At 65.1% G+C, this 15,355-nt stretch carries 18 protein-coding genes; 11 read left to right on the top strand and 7 right to left on the bottom strand.

Features of this window, described 5'->3' with window-relative positions:
- Position 1 precedes the first annotated feature (1 nt).
- Positions 2-595 (top strand): cob(I)yrinic acid a,c-diamide adenosyltransferase, encoded by a 594-nt coding sequence (locus GDR53_RS10365; protein ID WP_193334441.1) that lies wholly within the window; start codon positions 2-4, stop codon positions 593-595.
- A gap of 25 nt (positions 596-620) precedes the next feature.
- Here GDR53_RS10365 and GDR53_RS10360 read toward each other — a convergent pair whose 3' ends face one another.
- Complete coding sequence (locus GDR53_RS10360; RefSeq protein WP_193334440.1) at positions 621-1,787, bottom strand: GGDEF domain-containing protein; 1,167 nt, start codon at positions 1,785-1,787, stop codon at positions 621-623.
- A gap of 208 nt (positions 1,788-1,995) precedes the next feature.
- Here GDR53_RS10360 and GDR53_RS10355 point away from each other — a divergent pair, with 208 nt between their 5' ends.
- Together GDR53_RS10355 and GDR53_RS10350 are read left to right on the top strand one after the other, a co-directional pair.
- Positions 1,996-2,178 (top strand): putative motility protein, encoded by a 183-nt coding sequence (locus GDR53_RS10355; protein WP_193334439.1) that lies wholly within the window; start codon positions 1,996-1,998, stop codon positions 2,176-2,178.
- A gap of 17 nt (positions 2,179-2,195) precedes the next feature.
- The gene (locus GDR53_RS10350; protein ID WP_193334438.1) at positions 2,196-2,411 is read left to right on the top strand and encodes a hypothetical protein; all 216 of its coding nucleotides are present in this window, start codon (positions 2,196-2,198) and stop codon (positions 2,409-2,411) included.
- A 98-nt stretch (positions 2,412-2,509) separates the two neighbouring features.
- Here GDR53_RS10350 and GDR53_RS10345 read toward each other — a convergent pair whose 3' ends face one another.
- On the bottom strand, positions 2,510-3,172 hold the full coding sequence (locus GDR53_RS10345) for a TlpA family protein disulfide reductase (RefSeq protein ID WP_232846595.1): 663 nt from the start codon (positions 3,170-3,172) through the stop codon (positions 2,510-2,512).
- Between the two features lie 21 nt (positions 3,173-3,193).
- Here GDR53_RS10345 and argH point away from each other — a divergent pair, with 21 nt between their 5' ends.
- From argH to lysA, 3 genes are all read left to right on the top strand, one after another.
- Positions 3,194-4,642 (top strand): argininosuccinate lyase, encoded by a 1,449-nt coding sequence (gene argH, locus GDR53_RS10340; RefSeq protein ID WP_193334437.1) that lies wholly within the window; start codon positions 3,194-3,196, stop codon positions 4,640-4,642.
- 71 nt (positions 4,643-4,713) lie between these two features.
- On the top strand, positions 4,714-5,412 hold the full coding sequence (locus tag GDR53_RS10335) for a gamma-glutamylcyclotransferase (RefSeq protein ID WP_193334436.1): 699 nt from the start codon (positions 4,714-4,716) through the stop codon (positions 5,410-5,412).
- 177 nt (positions 5,413-5,589) lie between these two features.
- Entirely contained in the window at positions 5,590-6,849 is a 1,260-nt protein-coding gene (gene lysA / locus GDR53_RS10330; RefSeq protein WP_193334435.1) for a diaminopimelate decarboxylase, read from the top strand.
- 6 nt (positions 6,850-6,855) lie between these two features.
- Here the strand turns inward: lysA and GDR53_RS10325 are convergent, their stop codons facing one another.
- On the bottom strand, positions 6,856-7,266 hold the full coding sequence (locus GDR53_RS10325; protein ID WP_193334434.1) for a response regulator: 411 nt from the start codon (positions 7,264-7,266) through the stop codon (positions 6,856-6,858).
- Positions 7,266-8,345: a zinc-ribbon domain-containing protein gene (locus tag GDR53_RS10320; protein ID WP_193334433.1), complete on the bottom strand. Its 1,080-nt coding sequence runs from the start codon at positions 8,343-8,345 to the stop codon at positions 7,266-7,268. The genes GDR53_RS10325 and GDR53_RS10320 overlap by 1 nt, the downstream gene beginning before the upstream one ends.
- A gap of 220 nt (positions 8,346-8,565) precedes the next feature.
- Here GDR53_RS10320 and ftsE point away from each other — a divergent pair, with 220 nt between their 5' ends.
- From ftsE to GDR53_RS10300, 4 genes are all read left to right on the top strand, one after another.
- Entirely contained in the window at positions 8,566-9,228 is a 663-nt protein-coding gene (gene ftsE, locus GDR53_RS10315; RefSeq protein WP_193334432.1) for a cell division ATP-binding protein FtsE, read from the top strand.
- A complete protein-coding gene (locus GDR53_RS10310) occupies positions 9,221-10,150 on the top strand; it encodes a cell division protein FtsX (RefSeq protein WP_193334431.1) in 930 nt (309 codons plus the stop codon). Before ftsE ends, GDR53_RS10310 begins: the two co-directional genes overlap by 8 nt.
- 108 nt (positions 10,151-10,258) lie before the next feature.
- Positions 10,259-11,068, top strand: a complete 810-nt coding sequence (locus tag GDR53_RS10305) for a lysophospholipid acyltransferase family protein (RefSeq protein ID WP_193334430.1) — start codon at positions 10,259-10,261, stop codon at positions 11,066-11,068.
- A gap of 154 nt (positions 11,069-11,222) precedes the next feature.
- Positions 11,223-11,546, top strand: coding sequence for a hypothetical protein (locus GDR53_RS10300; RefSeq protein WP_193334429.1), 324 nt, complete (start codon positions 11,223-11,225; stop codon positions 11,544-11,546).
- On the opposite strand, the gene GDR53_RS10295 is transcribed toward GDR53_RS10300, so the two are convergent.
- Complete coding sequence (locus tag GDR53_RS10295; protein ID WP_193334428.1) at positions 11,543-12,091, bottom strand: gamma-glutamylcyclotransferase; 549 nt, start codon at positions 12,089-12,091, stop codon at positions 11,543-11,545. The genes GDR53_RS10300 and GDR53_RS10295 overlap by 4 nt on opposite strands.
- Before the next feature lie 157 nt (positions 12,092-12,248).
- Between GDR53_RS10295 and GDR53_RS10290 the strand changes: the two genes are divergently transcribed.
- Positions 12,249-13,220 carry a DUF2125 domain-containing protein gene (locus GDR53_RS10290; protein ID WP_193334427.1) on the top strand — a complete coding sequence of 324 codons (972 nt, stop codon included), beginning with the start codon at positions 12,249-12,251 and terminating at the stop codon, positions 13,218-13,220.
- Here the strand turns inward: GDR53_RS10290 and GDR53_RS10285 are convergent.
- Together GDR53_RS10285 and GDR53_RS10280 are read right to left on the bottom strand one after the other, a co-directional pair.
- Positions 13,217-14,164, bottom strand: coding sequence for a prephenate/arogenate dehydrogenase family protein (locus tag GDR53_RS10285; RefSeq protein ID WP_193334426.1), 948 nt, complete (start codon positions 14,162-14,164; stop codon positions 13,217-13,219). The two genes, GDR53_RS10290 and GDR53_RS10285, sit on opposite strands and share 4 nt — an antisense overlap.
- Positions 14,161-15,255 carry a pyridoxal phosphate-dependent aminotransferase gene (locus GDR53_RS10280; RefSeq protein WP_193334425.1) on the bottom strand — a complete coding sequence of 365 codons (1,095 nt, stop codon included), beginning with the start codon at positions 15,253-15,255 and terminating at the stop codon, positions 14,161-14,163. The genes GDR53_RS10285 and GDR53_RS10280 overlap by 4 nt, the downstream gene beginning before the upstream one ends.
- Between the last annotated feature and the right edge of the window lie 100 nt (positions 15,256-15,355).

The following is a 15,355-nucleotide window of genomic DNA, read 5'->3' as shown; positions in this document are numbered from 1 at the left end:
GATGGTCAAGCTCAACCGCATCTATACCAAGACCGGCGATGACGGCAGCACGGGCCTGGTGCGTGGCCCGCGCCGCCCGAAATATGACCTGCGGGTCGAAGCCTATGGCACGGTCGACGAGGCCAATGCGGCCATCGGCATGGCCCGCCTGCATTCTGCCGCCCAGCCCAAGATCGACAATCTGCTCAGCCGCATCCAGAACGATCTTTTCGACGTCGGCTCCGACCTGGCGACGCCCGGGACAGACGCCCCCGACGCCGAATATCCCAGCCTGCGCGTCCGCCCGATCCAGACCGAGGCGCTCGAAAAGCAGATTGACCAATATAACGAGGCGCTCGAACCGCTAAGCAGCTTCGTGCTGCCGGGCGGGTCACCGCTGGCGGCGGCCCTGCATGTCGCCCGCACCGTGACTCGGCGCGCCGAACGCATCACCGTGGAACTGGCCGCCCATGAGCCCGATACCAGTCCGGAAGCCATCCGCTACCTCAACCGGCTGTCAGACCTGCTCTTCGTGCTGTCGCGCGTGGCCAATGGCAATGGCAGCAAGGATGTGCTCTGGGTGCCCGGCAATCACGGCGATCTGAAGAAACCCTGATTGCGCTTCGCTGGGAGCCGATCGGTCAGGCCGCGTGCGGCTTGTCCCGGCTCTGGCGCCGCTCGACAAAAGGCCGGGGTGGCTCGATCACCACCAGATTGTCCGTACTCAGCGGCGCTTCGCCCGCGAAGACGACCCGATTGCGGCCGGCATGCTTGGCGGTATAGAGCGCCGCATCGGCCTGCGCGAACAGCTCGTCCATCGGCAGCGTGCCAAGGGCTGTGGCCACGCCGAAACTGGCGGTGACATGGATGATCTGGCCCTCCCAGAGGATCTCCATCTCGTCGATGGCGCGCCGCAGGCGCTCGCCAATCAGCCGCGCCAGCGCCGCATCGGTTTCGGGCAGCAGCACGGCCAGTTCTTCCCCGCCCAGGCGGGACAGCAGGTCACGGTTGCGCAGCGCGCCGCGCAAAACCCGCGAGACATTCTGCAGCACATGGTCGCCAGCGGCATGACCATGGGTGTCGTTGACGACCTTGAAGTGGTCGAGGTCGATCGCCATCAGCGCCGATGACGTGTCCGGCGTCCGCAACCCCTCCATGCCGCGCTCGAAACCGCGCCGATTGGGCAGGCCGGTCAGCGGATCGGTCAAAGCGTGCATCTGCCACTGCTGCTCGCGGTCGATCTGGCGCAGTTCACGCTCGACAAACAGGCCCAGCAGCACCGCGCCGACCACCGAGGTCGACACCATATAGGGGCCGATCAGGCTGAGCAGGGCCCAGAGGCTGGCATAGCCCATGCCAAGACCGGTGAGCAGGTAGCAGGAGACGACAAGGCCCAGCACCACCAGATGACGGGCCTGCACGCGGGTCTTGGGCCGCAGGAAATAGCGCCAGCTCAGCCCCAGCACACCGGCCAGCACGATGCCGGCCGCGCCGGGCATGGCCCCCATGCCACCCAGCCAGAGGCGATAACCGCCGCCGATGACGATGGCGACCAGGGCAGCCGGCCAGCCGCCAAAGGCGGCGGCAAAGCCGATGATGATGCCGCGAGCATCCACCATCACGCCGACGCCCAGATGGGCCGGCGCCATGATCGCGGCGATCGCGCCCACCCCAAAGATCACGCCCTGGATGCAGGAGCGCAGATAGCGCGGCCAGTTCTGCCGCTCCACCACGCCAAAGGCGATCGCCATCATCGCCAGCAGGCTGATGCCCTGCATCAGCGCAATGAACATGTCTTGTGCGAACATCGCGTCCCCCGACGGCCCCCGTTGCCACCATCTGAGCGCCCATGTGTAAGCTTTGCGTGAAAGAAGCAGCGCCCGAACGCCATAGGGTTAGCGGCGGGTTAAGCAGACCGACCCAAATATCGGGCCACTTGTCTGGCCGCCGGCAGGCTTTGTTTACCCCTGCGCCCTATGACTGGATCTCGAACCACTATTGGAAAGGAGGTCCGCCATGAATACCGACCTCTCGACGCAGATGCTGGCCATGAATACCGTCAAGACGCAGAACAGCATCCAGATAGCGGTGTTCAAGAAGCAGAATGACATGCAGAACGAGCTTCTGACCACGCTCACCCAGGCCGCGCTGTCGCCAGCGCCTGCCGGCCAGGGCACCAAGTTCGACCGTCAGGCCTGACACAGGAGACCATCCTGATGAGCAATGACCTGACCGTCAGCCCCACCGTCATGATCAACCGCATTGTCGCGCGCGAAGCCACGCCTCCCGGCGCCGAACTGGCCCGGGTCGCCGCCCTGCGCCTGCGGCTGGAACATGCCGAGACCGAGCAGCAGGTCCGCGTTGCCCAGTTCGACCCCGAAGCCGTGACCGAGCCCGTGACGACCGGCGCCGAAGTCGACCGCCTAGTTTAGAACAATTCACCGCGTCGTTGACGCGGTGAATTGTTCTAAGTTCTTGTTGGTCGCGTTTTCGAACCGGAAAACCGGTATCCACTTTTCCTGAAAACGCTCTAGCCGCGCTGCGCGATCAGCGCCTCGACGACCGCTTCGCCATCGGGCGTGTGCCATTCTGCCGGCCCTTGCAGCACCGCCAGCTCACAGCCATTCTCGTCCAGCACCAGCGTCGCCGGCAACCCGACCGCAACGGCCTGCTGCTTGAGACGGTCGAAGGCGGCAAAGGTATTGTCGGCATAGAGCGGCAGATTGGCAAAACCGTTCGTATCGAGAAAGGCCTGGGCCTTTTCCAGCCCGCCCGCGCCGATATCGAGATTGATCGGCAGCACCATGAAGCGATCCGAGTTATATTTGGTGGCCAGGGCGTCCAGCGCCGGCATTTCCTCGCGGCAGGGCACGCACCAGCTGGCCCAGAAATTGACCAGCAGCGCCTTGCCCTTGAAGTCGGCAATGGTCAGCTCGCCGCCCGCTGCGTCCTTGAACGCCAGGCTGGCATAGCCGCGCCCCTCGCCCGTGCCGTTGAGGGCCGCCAGCTCGCCGACAGCGGCCGCGTCAATGGCTGCAGCGGCCTCTGCCTGTACCGGGCATTCCCGGGCCTGCCCGGCATTGCCGAGCCACACCCACGCCGCTATAGCTACCGCCAATCCCGTCACCCCCAGCGCGAGCAGCAGTCGAACCCGGCTGGAAGCGCCGGGGCGAGGCGCGGGCATATCGGTCATAACAGGTCTCCGAGGTATTCGATGAGCAACAAGATGTGGGGCGGACGGTTCGCCACCGGCCCCGACGCCATCATGGAGGAAATCAACGCCTCGATCGGCTTTGATCAGCGCCTGTTCCGCCAGGATATTGCCGGATCGATCGCCCATGCCACAATGCTCGCCGAGACGGGCATTCTGACGCAGGAAGACCGCGACAGCATCATTGCCGGTCTAACCGAGGTGCTGGCCGAAATCGAGGGTGGAAGTTTCACGTTCTCGCGTGCGCTCGAGGACATCCATATGAATGTGGAAAGCCGGCTGCGCGAGAAGATCGGCGATGCCGCTGGGCGCCTGCACACGGCGCGCTCGCGCAATGACCAGGTGGCCACTGACTTCAAGCTCTATGTCCGCGATACCATCGACACCCTGGTGGTGCAGGTGACAACGCTGCAACTGGCGCTGGTCACCAAGGCCGAAGACGAGGCCGAGACCATCATGCCCGGCTTTACCCATCTGCAGAACGCCCAGCCCGTGACCTTTGGCCACCATATGCTGGCCTATGTCGAAATGCTCGGCCGCGACGCCGGAAGGCTGCTTGACGCCCGCAAGCGGCTCAACGAAAGCCCGCTCGGCTCGGCCGCTTTGGCCGGCACGCCCTATCCGATCGACCGCGACATGACGGCGCAAAAGCTTGGCTTTGACCGGCCCACCGCCAATTCGCTCGACGCCGTCTCCGACCGCGATTTCATTCTCGAAACTCTCGCCGCTGCCAGTATCTGCGCCATGCATCTGAGCCGCTTTGCCGAGGAAATGGTGATCTGGAGCTCGGCCCAGTTCGGCTTCATCCGCCTCTCCGACAAGTTCACCACCGGCAGCTCGATCATGCCGCAAAAGCGCAATCCGGACGCCGCCGAACTGGTGCGCGCCAAGATCGGCCGTATCCTGGGCGCCCTGACCAGCCTGATCGTGGTGATGAAGGGCCTGCCGCTGGCCTATTCCAAGGACATGCAGGAAGACAAGGAAGTCGCCTTCGACGCGCTCGATTCCCTCAGCCTGTCTCTGGCCGCCATGACCGGCATGGTGGCCGACCTCGTCCCCAACCGCGAGCGCATGCGGGCCTCGGCCATGGCCGGCTTTTCCACCGCCACCGATATCGCCGACTGGCTGGTGCGCGAAATCAATATCCCCTTCCGCGACGCCCACCACATTACCGGCCAGATCGTGGCTCTGGCCGAGCAGAAGAACTGCGGTCTCGAGGGCCTGACGATCGAGGACTTCAAGGCAGTCGATCAGCGCATCGACAGCCGCATCCACAAGGTGCTGACCGTGGAAGCCTCGGTGGCGGCGCGGCAGAGCTATGGCGGCACAGCGCCGGCCAATGTGCTGGCCCAGGCGGCGCGCTGGAAGACGGCGCTGACCGGCACCGCGCACGAGCCCAGGCCGCTGGCGCGCAAAAAGCATGGTACCCATGGCGATGGCGGGGTTGCGTAACGCCGGCGACACCCTAACTTGGTCACCAGAGTGAACGGGTAACGAACCAGATGGCCGGCAGATTGCGACAGATGCGCCTGACCCAGCGTCATGTGGGCTATCTGCAGCCGGTAGAGACCTCCGAACAGATGCCGCCGCCGCCCGAGGGCATGCGCGCGGCGACCCAGGCCGACCACGACGCCACCATTGCCCAGCTGCTCGGCCCCGACCGGGACGGCCGCGAGGTCTGGATCTTCGCTTATGGTTCGCTGATCTGGAAACCGGCCTGCGACTTTGTCGAAATGCGCAATGGCCTGGTGCATGGCTGGCACCGCGCCTTCTGCCTGGGCTGGAACACCCGCTTCCGCGGCTCCGACGAAAATCCCGGCCTGATGCTGGCGCTCGATCGCGGCGGCGCCTGCAACGGCGTGCTCTATCGCCTGCCGCCCGATTGCATCGACGCGGCCATGACCAGCCTGCTCGAACGCGAAATGGGCTGGCTGCCCTCGGCCTTCCCGCCGCGCTGGGTCAATGCCCGCTCCGGCGAGCGCACCATCCGCGCCCTCACCTTCTGCATTGACCGCCAGTCGGGCCGCTATGTCTCGGGCCTCAGCAACCAGGAGATTGCCGCCGTGCTGGCCAGGGCGGTCGGCAATCGCGGCTCGATGGCTGAATATCTGCACGCCACCGTTGCCCATCTCGAGCAGGTCGGCATTCACGACCCCCATCTCTGGCAGTTGCAGGCGCTGGTCGCCGAGCAGATCGAGGCCGCTTATGAGGCGGATCGATAAGTCTTGCTTTCGTTTTCAGGCGCGCTGGACTAGGGAACATCCAACTTAATGCGCCCTCTCGGGTCGTTCCAGCGCAGGCCGGAATCCATCCCGAGAAGCTGCCAATCCGCCGATCTGAGGATGGACCCCGGCCTGCGCCGGGGTGACATCGTGGAGAGGGGACAGATCGAGAGCAAAATGGTCCACCATTTCGAACACCGCGACGGCAGCCTCTATGCCGAAGACGTCAATCTCAATGACCTGGCGGACAAGGTCGGCACACCCTTCTATGTCTATTCCAGCGCGACGCTGCGCCGGCATGTGCGGGTGGTCAAGGCGGCCTTTGAGGGCATCCCGACGCTGCTCGCCTATGCCATGAAGGCCAATTCCAACCAGGCCGTGCTCCGGCTGATGGCCTCCGAAGGGGCCGGCGCCGACGTGGTCTCGCTGGGCGAGCTCGAACGCGCTCTGGCCGCCGGCATCAGGCCGGACATGATCGTCTTCTCAGGCGTCGCCAAGACCATTACCGAAATGCGCCGCGGCCTGGCCGCCGGCATCAAGTGCTTCAATGTCGAAAGCGAACCCGAGCTCGAGCGCCTCTCCATGGTCGCGTCCGAAATGGGCATGACCGCCCGCGTCTCGGTGCGCATCAACCCCGATGTCGATGCCCGCACCCATGCCAAGATTTCCACCGGCAAGGCCGAGAACAAGTTCGGCATTCCCTATGCAAGGGCCCGCGACGTCTACGCCCGCATCGCCGCGCTGCCCAATGTGGTGGCGGTCGGCGTCGACATGCATATCGGCAGCCAGCTCACTGATCTCGAACCCTTCGGCACCGCCTTTGGCCTGATGGCCGAACTGGTGACGGCGCTCAAGGCCGATGGCCACGCCATCGAGCATGTCGATGTCGGCGGCGGCCTCGGTATTCCCTATCATCACGACCAGGAGGCGCCGCCCCATCCCGAGGCCTATGCCGCCATGGTGCGCGACAAGATCGGCCAGCTCGGCTGCACCCTGGTGATCGAGCCGGGGCGCCTGCTGGTCGGCAATGCCGGCATCATGGTGACCAAGGTCGAATATGTGAAGCAGGGCAGCAGCAACTTCGTCATTGTTGACGCGGCGATGAACGACCTGATCCGCCCCACGCTCTACGAGGCCCATCACGACGTGGTGCCGGTCAACTATTCCAACCTGCCCCCGATCACTGCCGACATTGTCGGCCCGGTCTGCGAAACGGGCGATTATCTGGCCAAGGCCCGCACCATGCCCGGCGTCGAAGAGGGTGATCTCCTGGCCATCATGAGCGCCGGCGCCTACGGCGCGGTCATGGCCTCGACATATAATTCGCGGCCACTGATCCCCGAAGTGCTGGTCGACGGCGACCGCTTCCACGTCATCCGCCCGCGCAAGTCCCTCGAGGAACTGATCGCGCTCGATTCGGTGCCCGACTGGGTCTGAGCCGGCCTATTCCTCGCGCGCCTGCCGACCCAGTGAGACCACCTCGACCGGCTTGCCTTCCAGCGCATCATCGATCTTGGTCAAGAGGTCGGCCAGGGTGAACGGCTTGACGATGACGTCATAGATCAGCGCGTCCAGCCCATGTGCCCGCTCGCGCTGGTCGGCAAAGCCGGTCATCAGCACGATGATGATATGGGGATATTTGGCGGCCACATCGAGCGCCAGCGCAATGCCGTCCATGATGGGCATCTTGATGTCGCTCAGCAGCAGGTCGAACCGTCCGCCTTCGGCATCGGCGGTTTCCGCGGCCAGGCCACCATCCTCCTCTGCCATGACCTCGTGACCCTTCATGGTCAGCGCGCTGACCACGAAGGCGCGCACCGACGGATCATCTTCAGCAACAAGAATGCGGGCCATCAGTTGTGCTCCGGCGTGGCATGTTCGGGGGTGGCGGTGTCGCCATGAATGGGTTCGGCCGTCGCGTCATGCGCCGCGGCGTCTGCATGTTCCGGCGCGGCAGGATCGGCATGCGCGGGCGCGGCGCCATCGCTCACAGGCGCTTCCATGGCATGGCCGCCGACCTCGGCACCCGAACCGGCAGCCGGCGCGGCAGGCTGCGTGCCGGCGCGGAAGCCCGATCCGCCGGCAAAGCTCAACCGGACGCGGGACGCCTCGCCGGGCGGCAGGGTCAGCTGGGTGTCAAAGGTCGAGCGCTCGCCCGCCATCAGATCGGTAACCGTCGGCTGCACGCTCCATTGATAGACGCCATGCCCATCGGCGCCGAGCAGCGTGACCACGACGGCGGGGACCGCCACCGGACTGGGCGACAGGCCCACGATCTGCGCCGAGACGATCAGCACTTCCTTGCCATTGCGCAGGGTCTGCATGGCGCTGACCGTGCTGAAATCGAGGCCCACCACATTGATGCCCAGCCCGACGGCGCTATAGACCCCGGCCATGGCCGGAAAGCGCTGCACTACCTGCACCCGGCCCAGATAGGCAAAGGCCAGCACGCCCACCAGCGTGGTGGCGCCGATAATGCGCAGCGCCAGCCGCAGGCGCGCCAGCGGCACCTCATCGAGCATTTGCCGATCGGGTCGCGAGAAGGCCTTGCGCCGCTTGCGGACGACCGATGGATCGATCTTGCCGGCCGAGGCCTGGTCAACCGCCTTGGTGGTCTTCTTGCCCTTGGCGGCCTTGGCCTCCTTGGCCGCGCGCTGCTTGTCGAGCTTTGCCGCCTTGGCGGCCTTGTCTCCGGCTGCCTTGTCGGACCGGGCGGCCGCGGCCTTGTCCTGGGCGCTCATGGCGTCGTCCAGCCCGTCTTCCTCGATGGCCTGCTCGGCCTTGCGGATCTCGGGCGGCGGTTCGTCCTTGGCGATCGGGGGCTGATCCCAGGCCTGCTGGCAATGGGCGCACTGCACCTTGCGACCGGCCGAGCCAATGGCCTCGTAGGTCACCTGATACTTGGTCTGGCAATGCGGACAGGAAATGATCATGGGGCCAGACTGCTGGGACGGACGCAAAACATGCTTCAAATTAGCGACAGGGTGTTAAGACTCCTCAAATCCGGCCTGGCACTCGCCAATTCCACCACATTTGTACCGCTTTATCGCGGCCGGGCACGGGTCGGTGCCGCATCGGCCGGGCGCCGCTGTTATGCTGCCGCCACGGCGTGATTCGCCTGAACCCAAGCCAAGCAACGGGGAGCCTGCACTCTTGATCGAATTCGCCGATGTGGGATTGCGCTATGGCAATGGCCCCGAAGTCCTGCGCGACCTGACTTTTTCGGTCGAGCCCGGCTCCTTCCATTTCCTGACCGGCCCTTCCGGGGCCGGCAAGACCAGCCTGCTGCGCCTGCTGCTGCTCTCGCTGAAACCGACGCGCGGCCAGGTCACCATGTTCGGCGAGGACGTCAGCACGCTCAGCCAGGACCGGCTGCTGCAGCTGCGCCGCCATATCGGCATCGTCTTCCAGGAATTCCGCCTGCTCGACCATCTGACCACCTTCGAGAATGTGGCGCTGCCACTGCGCGTGCTGGGCCAGCCCGAAAGCGAATACCGCCCCAATGTCACCGAACTGCTCGAATGGGTGGGATTGGGCGAGCGCATGAATGCGCCGCCCTCCCTGCTGTCGGGTGGCGAAAAGCAGCGTGCCGCCATCGCCCGCGCCGTCATTGCCCGCCCCAAGATCCTGCTGGCCGACGAGCCGACCGGCAATGTCGATCCCGACCTCTCCAGCCGGCTGGTGCACCTGTTTGCCGAGCTCAACCGCACGCTGGGCATGACCATCATCCTGGCGACCCACGAATTGCCGCTGCTCGACAAATTCAGCTATCCGCGCATGCTGCTGAGCAAAGGGGAGCTGGCCATCCATGATTGAGCGCATTCTGGCTTTGCTGCCGCGCCGCGGCGGCGCCGCCCCCATCGTCCCGGAAAAGAGCGTTGCCGGCCGCACCCTGCTGCTGATGATCACCATTATGGGCTTCCTCTCGGCCGTCACCCTGGGCGGCGTGGTCCTGGTGCAGAAATCGGCCATTGCCTGGTCGGCCGATGTCGGCCGCGAGGTCACCATCCAGATCCGCCCGGTCGCGGGCGAGGTGATGGAATCCAATCTGCGCACCGCCGTCTCGCTGGCCGAAACCACGCCGGGCGTCGCCTCGGCGCGCGCCCTGACGCTGGAAGAGAGCGAGGCCCTGCTCGAGCCCTGGCTGGGCGCCGGCCTCGACCTGACGGCCATTGAAATTCCGCGCCTTGTCGTGGTGCGCCTCGCCGACCCCGCCGATGCCGACATCGAGGGCCTCGAGCGCAACCTGGCCGCGGTCAATGGCGCCAGCCTTGATACCCATGCCGCCTGGCGGCAACAGCTCAACACCATGGCCGGCACCATCGTGCTCTCGGGCCTGCTGGTCCTGCTGCTGATCGGCGCTGCCACGGTGCTGGCCATCATCTTTGCCACCCGCGGCGCCATGGCGACCAACCGCGAAATCGTCGACGTGCTGCACTATATCGGCGCCTCCAACAAGTTCATCGCCGGCGAGTTCCAGGGCCGCTTTCTCTCCATCGGCCTGCAGGGCGGTCTGCTGGGCGCCGCGGCTGCCTTGCTGTTCTTCGTGCTGGTCGGGACGCTGGCGGGCAATATGCTCTCGAGCGAGGCCGGCGCCCAGGTCGGCGTGCTGTTCGGGCGCTTTGCCCTGGGCCTCGATGGTCTTGTCGGCATCGCCGCAGTGATCCCGGTGATCGCCGCGCTCACCGCCATCACCTCGCGGCACACCGTGCGCCGCTACCTCGCCCAGACGTCGTAAACCGCCGCTAGAGTTGTGTTGTCCCGGCGCGCTGGGGCAACACCCTCGCCAAAGCCGCAGCACAACGCTATGACGCTGTCCGGGCAGCCGATCCAGGAGCAAACGACAATGATGGTCTTTCAGGCAATTCGCACCGCGCTGTTCTATGCGCTGTTTATCGGCCAGACCGCCGTCATCGCCATCGTGCTGGGGACCATCGCGCTGATCAGTGGCCGCACTAGGGCCAGCTGGGCCATTGCCGTCTATTGGGGCACCTCGTCGCTGCGTTTTCTGCGCTGGCTGACCGGCGTCAAGACCAAGGTCAGCGGCCTTGAGAACATTCCCGAAGGCGGCTGCATCATTGCCGCCAAGCACCAGAGCGACTGGGATGTGTTTGCCATTTTCCCCTATGCCGGCCGGCCCGCCTATATCATCAAGAAGGAATTGATGAACATCCCCTTCTTCGGCTGGGCCGCCCGCTCGCTCGACTGCATCGAGGTGGACCGGAAGAAGGGCGCCAAGGCCGTGCCCGCCATGATGGCGCAGGCCCATGCCGCCATCGCGCGCGGCTGCCGCATCGTCATCTTCCCCGAAGGCACCCGCCGCGCCCCGCTGGCCCCGCCCGATTATCGCCAGGGCATCGTCCGGCTCTATCTCGAGCTCAATGTGCCCGTGGTTCCCGTGGCGCTCAATTCCGGCCTGTTCTGGGGACGCAACAGCCCCGTCATCTGGCCCGGCACCGCCGAGGCAAAATTCCTGCCCGCCATTGAAGCGGGCCTGACGGCCGATGTTTTTCTGGAGCGACTCAAAAAAGCCATCGAAACCGAATCCGATACCCTCGCGCTCAAGGCAGAGGCAGAGGGGCTTGCCCGCCCGATCGGCCCCGAGCTGCGCAGCCGCTTTGAGGCTCTCAAGCGGCAGCGTTCGAGCGAGGCATGACCACTAGATATTGACGAAGAGGTCAGGCTAACCCATAGATATAGAAATCGGGCACGGCACTGCTTGACATGGATGGCATTTTGTTCTATCTTTGTTCTAATGCAATGCTCGCTTTGGGGATAGCGTGATGGTCGGCAATTACAGCAAAGTCGTAATGCACAGCTTCGGTCGGCAGAGCCATTGGCAGGGTCGCTCCGGGCGGTCCTATGACCTGATCGGCGAACCGCTCGAGCATTTCGCCCTGGGCGATACCGAGCTGCATCTGCTGGCCAAGGGCAGCCATGTGCTCTGGGTGGGCGCCACCACCGACCTGGTCAGTGATCCGCTCAGCCGCTCGCGCTTCCGCCTGGCGCTGAGCTGCGCCGACCGCGTCTTCCGCGTGGTGACACCGGAAAGCCAGACCGAACGCCTCGCCACTATTTACGATCTCGAAGGCGCCGCGCCGCTGGCCGAAGCCCAGGCCGCCGAAGCTGCCTAGGCCGCTTCAGCCCGCAGAATATCGGCCAGGGCCTGCAATTGCCGATCGGCAATGCCCAGCGCCTTGAGGTGGCTGGCCGTATTGAGCACATAGTCGATATTGCGCCCCGAAAGCCCCACCCCGGCCCGCACCATGGCCAGCTGCTGCTCCAGCGACAGCTTGCCGGCAAACTGCTCATGCCGCGCGTCGACCATGAAGGTCAGCGCCATCACCGTGCGACCATCCACCAGATGCACCGGCCTTGTGACGTCGCGATAGACCGCGGTGACCTGCTCGCGCGCCTGCAGATAGGCCTGCACCGCGACCCAGTCGCCGTCGGCGACTTCAAAGACCATGCCGCGGCATGACCCGCCGCGTGCCAGTCCGAACACCAGGCCTGGCCGCTCCTGCGTGCCGCGGTGATGATGCGACACGATGGAGAGGCTGCGATGCGCGCCGCGCAGCAGGCCTTGCTGGGCGCTCACATGGGCAAAGCCGGGATTCCAGATCAGCGAGCCGTAGCCGAAGACCCAGTGCGTGCCGTTTTCGCTGCTGATTTCTGTCATTGTCTTTTCCTGACCCCACACATAGGCACGCTTGCCGGCAAGCGCCATTGCCATGCTGCCATAACCGCCTTGCGCAAGCCGCACGACCCGGTTTGCACCGTCCGCCACGCCGTCGGCCGATGGCGCTTTTCCGCCCTCGGCGCTAAGAATGCCAGCCATGAAGAAACGAATCATTATCCTGGGCATGGTTGTGCTCGCCGTCGTCGTCCTGTGGAGCGCTGCCTGGCTGGTGCTGTCCGGCATGGTCCGGCAGCAGATTGCGCTGCAGGCCGAGGCCGATGGAATAACATCGCCGCAGCTGACCTGCGGCATGCTGACGGTGGGCGGCTTCCCCTTCCGCTTTGACGCCGACTGTACACAGGCCCGCATCGTCAGCGGCGACGCGGTGATCGAGCTGCCCGGCCTGCGCGCCAGCGTGCTGGTCTATGCGCCCACCCATCTGCTGGCCTCCGCTCTGGGCCCGATGCAGGTGACCGATACCTTTACCGGCTCGCGCAACCAGCTCGACTGGTCGGCGCTGGCGGCCAGTATCCGCCTGAGCGACTGGCGCATCGCTCGCGCCTCAATCTCGGGCGAGAATCTGGTATGGGCTGATACGCTGCTGGGCAGTAGCACCATCGCCCAGGCCCCTTTGGCCGAACTGCACCTGTTCGACATTCCCGAGCAGCACGATCCCGATCGCCAGACCGCCGCTTTGGCGGGCTATCTGCGCACCAATGCGCTGGCCTATCCGGGCCTGACGCTGACCGACACCACGGCCGAGGTCCAGCTCGAGCTGACCGGCCTGCCCGACGATGTGCGCAACTGGGGCGCCCCCGACATGCTGATGGCGCTGCAGGCGGCCAATGGCCAGCTCAATGTGGTCTCGATCCACGGCACCGATGCCGATTCCACGCTCGACGCCAGCGGTGCGCTGGCGCTCGATCCGGCCGGGCAGATCGACGGCCAGATCACCATCACCTCGACGGGCGTCGCCGAACGCATCGGCCCGCTGCTCGAAGAACCCTGGCGCACCCTGGTGCTGGGCGCGCCGGCCGCTGATGGCAGCTTTGCCAATCAGCTCAATTTCCGCGATGGGGCCATCCTGTCCGGCCTCGTGCCCATCGCTGCCATCGGCCCGCTCTTTTAGACCTTGTCGTCAGACGCGGGCGCCGGCGGCGCCTCATGCGGCCGGCCGAAATCGGCCGCGGCGGTTTCCTGGCCCGCCGAGATGATCGAGCGGCGAATGGCGCGGGTGCGGGTGAACATGGCCTCAAGCGCCGGCCCGTCGCCGGTGCGCACCGCCCGCTGCAGCACCGAGAGATCCTCGGTAAATCGCCCCAGCATTTCGAGCACGGCATCGCGATTGGTGAGGAAGACGTCGCGCCACATCACCGGATCGGAGGCCGCGATGCGGGTGAAGTCGCGAAAGCCCGAGGCGGAGAACTTGATCACTTCCGACTGCGTGGCTGCCTCCAGATCGGCCACCGTGCCCACGATATTGTAGGCGACCAGATGGGGAATATGGCTGGTAATGGCCAGCACCATGTCGTGGTGGCCGGGCTCCATACATTCGACCTGGCTGCCCATGGCGCGCCAGAAGGCGGCCAGCTTTTCCGTCTCTGCCGCATCGACCTCGGGGCCGGGCGTCAGCACGCACCAACGCCCGGCAAACAGTTCCGGAAAACCCGCCGACGGGCCGGAATGCTCGGTGCCGGCAATGGGATGGGCCGGAATGAGATGGACGCCGGCGGGAATATAGGGCGCCAGCACCTTGACCACATGGCCCTTGACCGAGCCGACATCGGAAACGATGGCGCCGGGTTCGAGGAAGGGCGCGATGGATTTGATGACGCTCTCATAGGCGCCGACAGGCGTGCAGAGGATGACGAGATCGGCGCCGCGCACCGCCTCGGCAGCGTCGAGCGAATAGAGATCGCCCAGCCCGAGCGCGCGGGCCTCATCGAGCGTTTCCTGCTTGCGCGTGGCGATGGCGATGGTGTCGACCAGCCCCTGCCGACGGGCGGCCAGGGCAATCGAGGAGCCGATCAGGCCGATGCCGATCAGGGCGAGCTTGCGAAACTGGACACTCATGCGGTTTTGACCAATGCCTTGATGATGCCGACGACGCCACGCATGGCCTGTTCGGAGCCGATGGAAATGCGCAGACCATGGTCAATGCCATAGGAGGGCCCGATCTCGCGCACGATCAGCCCGCGTTCCATCAGGGCCGTAAAGGCCATGCGCGCATGCTCGGCATCGGGAAACAGCAGCATGACGAAATTGCCCTGGCTGGGCACGACATGGATGTGGTTGGAATCGAGTTCCTCGGTAATCCAGTCGCGCCACTGCGCATTATGCGCCTTGAGCCGGGCGGTGAATTCCACGTCACGCGTTGCCGCTGCCGCGGCCAGCTGGCCTGGGAGGTTGACATTGAACGGCCCGCGCACGCGGTTGATCACGTCCACCAGTTCGGGTGAACCAAACAGCCAGCCGATCCGCGCTGCCGCCAGACCCATCTTGGAGAAGGTGCGCACCATGACGACGTTTTTCGTCTCGGCGACCAGCGCCTGGCCGACGGCGAAATCCTCGGCCGTGACATATTCGGCATAGGCATTGTCGATGACCAGCAGGATGTCCGGGCGCAGGCCGGCATGCAGCCGCCGCACCTCCGCATCGCTAAGATAGGTGCCGGTGGGATTGTTCGGATTGGCCAGCCAGACGATCTTGGTGCGGGGCGTTACCGCCGCCAGCAGCAGGTCGACATCGGCGGTGTAATCGACCTCATCGACCATGACGATTGATGCGCCGGCCGCCTTGGTGATGATGGGATAGACCGAAAAGCCATAGCGGTTCATCACCGCCTCGTCGCCTGCGCCCAGATAGCACTGGGCGATCAGGTGCAGCAGGTCATCCGAGCCATTGCCGCAGACGATAAGGTCGGCATCGAGGCCATGCACTTCGGCCAGAGCCGTGCGCAGCAGGCGCGACGTGCCTTCCGGATAGATTTCCAGCTGTTCGGCCGCCGCGCGGAAGGCCTCAACGGCCTTGGGGCTGGCGCCCAAAGGCGATTCATTGGCCGAGAGCTTGACCGAATTGCTGCCGGCCGCGCCGGATTTGCCGGGCAGGTAGGGCGCAATATCGAGAATGCCGGGCTGGGGAATGGGTGCGCTATCGTCTGACATGATGCCATTTCTGGGCTGAAAAACCGCGCGGACCATAGTCAAACTACCAGGGCTTGGCAAAGCGCTTCTCGCTGATTGTACCCCTGCCCGATGGCGCGGC

Origin of the sequence: Devosia beringensis (assembly GCF_014926585.1) — a bacterium.
GTDB lineage: Bacteria > Pseudomonadota > Alphaproteobacteria > Rhizobiales > Devosiaceae > Devosia > Devosia beringensis.
Note: the sequence above shows the minus strand (reverse complement) of the source record. Positions and strands in the feature narration are given on the sequence as shown.

Bases quoted from the DNA above. Each gene is read 5' to 3' on its own strand.
- GDR53_RS10365 (WP_193334441.1), top strand. From the start codon at position 2: ATGGTCAAGCTCAACCGCATCTATACCAAGACCGGCGATGACGGCAGC.
- GDR53_RS10360 (WP_193334440.1), bottom strand. From the start codon at position 1,787: ATGTTCGCACAAGACATGTTCATTGCGCTGATGCAGGGCATCAGCCTG.
- GDR53_RS10355 (WP_193334439.1), top strand. From the start codon at position 1,996: ATGAATACCGACCTCTCGACGCAGATGCTGGCCATGAATACCGTCAAG.
- GDR53_RS10350 (WP_193334438.1), top strand. From the start codon at position 2,196: ATGAGCAATGACCTGACCGTCAGCCCCACCGTCATGATCAACCGCATT.
- GDR53_RS10345 (WP_232846595.1), bottom strand. From the start codon at position 3,172: ATGACCGATATGCCCGCGCCTCGCCCCGGCGCTTCCAGCCGGGTTCGA.
- argH (WP_193334437.1), top strand. From the start codon at position 3,194: ATGAGCAACAAGATGTGGGGCGGACGGTTCGCCACCGGCCCCGACGCC.
- GDR53_RS10335 (WP_193334436.1), top strand. From the start codon at position 4,714: ATGCGCCTGACCCAGCGTCATGTGGGCTATCTGCAGCCGGTAGAGACC.
- lysA (WP_193334435.1), top strand. From the start codon at position 5,590: ATGGTCCACCATTTCGAACACCGCGACGGCAGCCTCTATGCCGAAGAC.
- GDR53_RS10325 (WP_193334434.1), bottom strand. From the start codon at position 7,266: ATGGCCCGCATTCTTGTTGCTGAAGATGATCCGTCGGTGCGCGCCTTC.
- GDR53_RS10320 (WP_193334433.1), bottom strand. From the start codon at position 8,345: ATGATCATTTCCTGTCCGCATTGCCAGACCAAGTATCAGGTGACCTAC.
- GDR53_RS10310 (WP_193334431.1), top strand. From the start codon at position 9,221: ATGATTGAGCGCATTCTGGCTTTGCTGCCGCGCCGCGGCGGCGCCGCC.
- GDR53_RS10305 (WP_193334430.1), top strand. From the start codon at position 10,259: ATGATGGTCTTTCAGGCAATTCGCACCGCGCTGTTCTATGCGCTGTTT.
- GDR53_RS10300 (WP_193334429.1), top strand. From the start codon at position 11,223: ATGCACAGCTTCGGTCGGCAGAGCCATTGGCAGGGTCGCTCCGGGCGG.
- GDR53_RS10295 (WP_193334428.1), bottom strand. From the start codon at position 12,091: ATGACAGAAATCAGCAGCGAAAACGGCACGCACTGGGTCTTCGGCTAC.
- GDR53_RS10290 (WP_193334427.1), top strand. From the start codon at position 12,249: ATGAAGAAACGAATCATTATCCTGGGCATGGTTGTGCTCGCCGTCGTC.
- GDR53_RS10285 (WP_193334426.1), bottom strand. From the start codon at position 14,164: ATGAGTGTCCAGTTTCGCAAGCTCGCCCTGATCGGCATCGGCCTGATC.
- GDR53_RS10280 (WP_193334425.1), bottom strand. From the start codon at position 15,255: ATGTCAGACGATAGCGCACCCATTCCCCAGCCCGGCATTCTCGATATT.